This window comes from Mongoliibacter sp. (genome assembly GCF_007692705.1).
Lineage (GTDB): Bacteria > Bacteroidota > Bacteroidia > Cytophagales > Cyclobacteriaceae > Mongoliibacter.
In genome coordinates this window covers 1-4,857 of record NZ_REBN01000057.1, presented here as the reverse complement: position 1 = coordinate 4,857, position 4,857 = coordinate 1, and the positions used below count along the sequence as shown (strand labels likewise).

The 4,857-nt window shown below is 36.6% G+C and carries 5 protein-coding genes; all 5 read right to left on the bottom strand.

What is annotated here, in order from left to right:
• Positions 1-80 precede the first annotated feature (80 nt).
• Positions 81-1,178 (bottom strand): glycosyltransferase, encoded by a 1,098-nt coding sequence (locus EA341_RS00970; RefSeq protein ID WP_293010808.1) that lies wholly within the window; start codon positions 1,176-1,178, stop codon positions 81-83.
• Positions 1,165-2,244: a hypothetical protein gene (locus EA341_RS00965; protein WP_293010807.1), complete on the bottom strand. Its 1,080-nt coding sequence runs from the start codon at positions 2,242-2,244 to the stop codon at positions 1,165-1,167. The genes EA341_RS00970 and EA341_RS00965 overlap by 14 nt, the downstream gene beginning before the upstream one ends.
• The gene (locus EA341_RS00960) at positions 2,225-3,352 is read right to left on the bottom strand and encodes a glycosyltransferase family 4 protein (protein ID WP_293010806.1); all 1,128 of its coding nucleotides are present in this window, start codon (positions 3,350-3,352) and stop codon (positions 2,225-2,227) included. The genes EA341_RS00965 and EA341_RS00960 overlap by 20 nt, the downstream gene beginning before the upstream one ends.
• The gene (locus EA341_RS00955; protein WP_293010805.1) at positions 3,330-4,436 is read right to left on the bottom strand and encodes a glycosyltransferase family 4 protein; all 1,107 of its coding nucleotides are present in this window, start codon (positions 4,434-4,436) and stop codon (positions 3,330-3,332) included. Before EA341_RS00955 ends, EA341_RS00960 begins: the two co-directional genes overlap by 23 nt.
• Position 4,437: 1 nt before the next feature.
• Positions 4,438-4,857 (bottom strand): hypothetical protein (locus tag EA341_RS00950; RefSeq protein WP_293010804.1); only part of this gene is annotated, 420 nt, incomplete at its 5' end.

Genomic DNA, 4,857 nt, shown 5'->3' with positions numbered 1-4,857 from the left:
TAAAAATCAGGGTGATCAGATAGATCATGATCAAGCTATGAAGCAAATCTGATATTTTAAGATTTAACAACATCTACTTTCTAATATTTAGACATAACCTCCAAATATTCCTCCACTGCTTTTTGTTTGGAGAACCTGTCTACTGATGCTTTGATCTTTTCTTTTTCCCAACCTAACTCCAACGCTTGAATAATGGCTTCCCCAAAAATCTTTGGATTCTTGTCTTTTACCAAAAGTCCATTTTCATTTTGAATGACAATATCTGATGGTCCGCTTGGACAGTCCATACTCACTACAGGTATACCAAAGGAATGTGCTTCCACGAGTACATTGGGGAAACCTTCATAATGGGAAGTCAACACAAGCAAATTAGCTTCAAGGTAGTACTCGGATACATTTTCGGACTTTCCAGAAAGAATTATGGAATGCTGAAGCCCTTTACTCTTGATATAATCCTGAAGTTCAGCCTTTAGCTCTCCATCTCCAACAATTTTTAATGTCATTCCCTGTTTCTTCTCAAGGGCCAAAGCAAAGGCGTCTATAAGAAAAAATAAGTTTTTTTGAGGTTTCAATTTTCCCACAAAAAGAAGTTTTCTTTCTTCTCTGTCAGATTTTTGGTCTATTAGGATTTTCTCTGGACCTACTTCCAGAAAATTAAAAATTACAGTTACCGGAGTTTGCTTTTTACCCATGAGGACCAAAAGCTCCTTCTTCATACCAGTGGATTGAGCTATGATGTGATCTACTTCAAAAAACCATCTTTTCACCATCAATTGGCTGATCCATTTATGCCATAAGCTTTTTTCATGCTTATATTTTTCAGTAAGGCTATTGATACTTCTGGCTACTATAGTAAACTCTGCTTTCCATATTTTTCTGATCAGGACTAAAACAACAGCAAGTTGAAAAGTGAAGACCAAAAACTGCTTAATATTATTCTCTAAGATCAACTTCCGAAGTTTGAAAATAGACTCTCTTGCATGGGCAGTTTCCAAGCTGACCAAATTTACTTCGGGGCTTAATTTGTCTTTTAAAACTGCATCTCTCAACTCCAAAACGACCAGCGTCACTTTGATCCCTTTTTCCACAAAAGCATTAGCCAGGTTGACACAGTTTTTCTCAGCACCTCCTAGTCTAAGTGAATTGATTAGCAAATAGAATTCTTTATGCTCTGTCAACTTCGACCTCAATAGGTTTGAATAAAAGGATGTAACCGATGGAAACCACCAAGGCCAAAAACAAAAACACGATGATATTAAGCATCAATTTTGGACTTGATTCTTTTAGCGGCTCATAGGAAGGTTCCAATACATTGAAGACAGGAGTGGATCTTTGGACTCTTATTTTTGCCTGCTCTACCTCCTGGGCCAAGTTATTGAAAACATTATAGTATATAGACACTTCATTTCGCAGCTGTTCTTCTTTCACTTGGGCTGCAGCAGTAACAATATTTCTATTTCTGTCTTTAAAAGTAGCAAGCTCACCCTGAGCTTTGAAATATTGCTCTTTTGATTCTTCAAATCTTCCTTCGATGAATTCCAGATTTCTGAGATCTGCACTGGACTTATAATCAGTTACATAATGTGAGAGATATTCATAAGTTAGATCGACCAATTGGGCTGCAACTTCCGGATCCTGCATTTTCACCTGAATAGTTACAATTCCCATGGACATGTCTACTTCAGCACTCACCCTGCTTCTAATCTGTGAAATGGCTGAGTTTTCTCTTCCTGAAAGTTTTCTTGACCGGACTGATTCTGATTGAGAATCTTCTGTTGATATTACAGGTGAAGAGCCTGAATCCTTTCTTTTGAAAAGTGAAAGGAATTTATTTGGCAGTTTAAAAATTGTTTGGAGCAGGGAAACTTCCTGGTACTTCACAAAATACTCCTCTAAGGTTAAAGATTCTCCCAAGCTAGGAAAATAAAATTCCTGTTTGACCAAAAACAACCCAAAAGGCGTACTAGCTACCACATCCGGATAAAGGTTAGGCGGAATGGAACTACCTGGATTGGTTGGCATATTTAACCCTGCCAAGCCTGCTAAACCTCCTAAATTCCCCGGCAACCTACTGGACTGTTCTATTACTGGAAGCAGGGTGCTTTTGGAAATATACTCCTTAGGTGTAGTGGCAAAATGAATAATGGCTAAAACCAAAGCAATGATTAAAGAGATGATAATTAACCTCTTGCCTCTCATTATTGCATTTAAGACATCTGATAGTCTAAGTTCTTGTTGTTTCATCTAATAATCTTTTAGCCCTAACATCCCAGGTGAAATTTTCTTTAAAGTCCATATATGCCTGTTCGCCTATTTTTTTACGCATTTGAGGGTCCTGTAGTCTTTGAATGGCAGAAACCCATCCTCTTATGTCATTTTCCTTTACTAAAATACTGTTTGTTTCATTCAAAACTTCTCTCAAAACAGGCAAATCTGTGGCAATTATTGCCTTTCCTGCGGCCATATATTCAAATATTTTGAGGGGTGACATCCACTTCCCAATCTCTAATGTTCCAGCCGATTTCACTATGCTGGAATAGGGAGCTAATAATACATCACATGAAACCCTAATTTTTTCGGCCTCTTTTTGAGAGAGAAAACCGTAGAATTTCACATTATCTATTTTACTCAGTGCACTTTTGGCTTCAGTTACCTGCTTTTGATTTCCACCCACAATATGGTATTCGGCATTAGCATATTGAGAAATTAACTGAATTAAAGTTTCTATACCTTTACCCTTATGAAAGCTGCCAATATAGCCTATTCTGAGTTTTTTGCTACTCTCATTGTTTTCAAAAGGCAAAGCAATTTTTGCACATACAGGATCAGAGGCATCTGGAAGCACCACAATTTTTCTTTTGCTTATTGCATAGGTTTCAAGATAGTATTTCTCTAAGGATTTGGTGATTACGGCCAAAAACACAAAATGCTTTTTTGAAAGCATTTTTCTAAAGAAATATTCCAATAAGCTCCCTTCATTTTTAACAGGAGAGTGTGATTCATAGCCTACTGGTACTTTTCCAAAAACAGAAGAAAAATAACAGGCTGAAATATTTCTGCCATAAATAAAATCAGGTTTCAAACGGACAGCTCGTCTCGCGGCGGTAATCGCAAAAATAATTCCCTTTCCTTTTATTCTTGGCCAATTGATATATTGGATTTCGAAGTTTTCGTCAACATCATAATATGCATAAACATCATTTATACCTTCCTGCATTTCATTGACCGCATCAGGCACCAACAATGTAACCTCATTCCCCAGTCTTGCCAAAGCACTGCACATTTTCATGACATGAACAGAGTTAGCACTCTGGGAAGGAATAATTGAACTAGCTATGTATACGATTTTCATCTAGCAGACTTTTCAAAAAACTTTCTACTTCTTCAGTTAATCTATTTGCTGAAAAGTTTTGAATAGCATATTTTTTGGCTTTTTCTCCCATTTCTATTCTCAGCTCATTGTCTTCCAACAATTTTCTAACATCTATCTCCAATTGCTTTTGAGAGCCAGAAACATATCCAAGACCTTCCTTTTGAATAATGTTGTCAGGGTCAAAGGACAAACTTACAGTTGGACAACTTTGCATCCAGGCTTGGATAAAATTATTACCAAATCCTTCAGGCTCACAGGTATGTACTAAGATCAAGGCATTTTTTATAATCCCATTGACTTCCTCGGGAGATTTTTTTCCCAAATAGCTAAAATTGGGTAGTGCTTGGGCTTTTGATATTATTTCTTCATATCTGTTTTGCTGTATCGGTCCCACCATCAGAAAAGTCACATCCAAATCACTACAACTTCTAGCCAGTTCGATATATGATTCTGGACGCTTAGAAGCCTTGATACTTGATACCCATATCACAAAAGGATCCTTCATTTGAAAGGAAATGGCTTCATCTGGAACTGAATTTTTGATTACTTTTTGGAAAGGAACATCCAGTTTTCCTATAAAATCAGAATTGAGCGAAGTCAATCCTGAAATCTCTTTTAGATAGGAAAATTGTATTGCTGAATTGAGCTTTTGTCTCAATATATTGAGCTCTGCTTTTAATTCCCCTAAAAAACTACTGGATTTTATTGGCTTATAAGCAAACCTCGTCACGTCATTGATATGGGAGACGGCATATACGAAAGGTATTTTTAAAGACTTGGCCGGTGGGATAATTTTATCTAAGCCATGTTTATTAAACCTCCAATAAATAATATCGGGCTGATGTTGCTCTAGAAAGCTTTTAACAGCACTTTCTCTGGATAAATCCAATTTGCAAATATAATATTTATAGACGCTCTCTACCTTAAAATCCTCGGGTAAAGAAACAGCTCCATATACCACTTCATGGCCCCTTTCAAATAACCCCTTAGCGATCAAATTACATTGCATTTCTGAGCCCCCCAGAGCATATGAAATGTGTTTATTGATGATGAGTACTTTCAAATCAGTGTTTAAATAGTTTTGAAAGAAAAGAAAAGTATTTTGAAAGGATACCTTTTTTGATGACTATGAGATTGTGCTCTTTGTCAATTTTATTCAAACTCTGAGCTATTTTATTTAGGAAAGCCTTTTGCCCTGTACTGTTTTGAACTCTATTGAAATATTGATAGGTCCAATAATAGGATGTTAATTTTGAGGCTGTTTTTTGCTCCTCTGTCAGTTTCGACCAAATCCCTGAAGAATGTCTCCGATACACAGCTGGCTTGATGTCTCCCATAAATTTCCCCTTACCATATTGTCCTAAAATAGAAGTCAGGAAATTATCTCCATTTTTTATATGATTTGCTTCTTTTGGGTAATCCCTCAAAATCTCCAAATTCCTAAATAACATTGACATAGTCAGGATAAAGGTGCTTCCACCAAT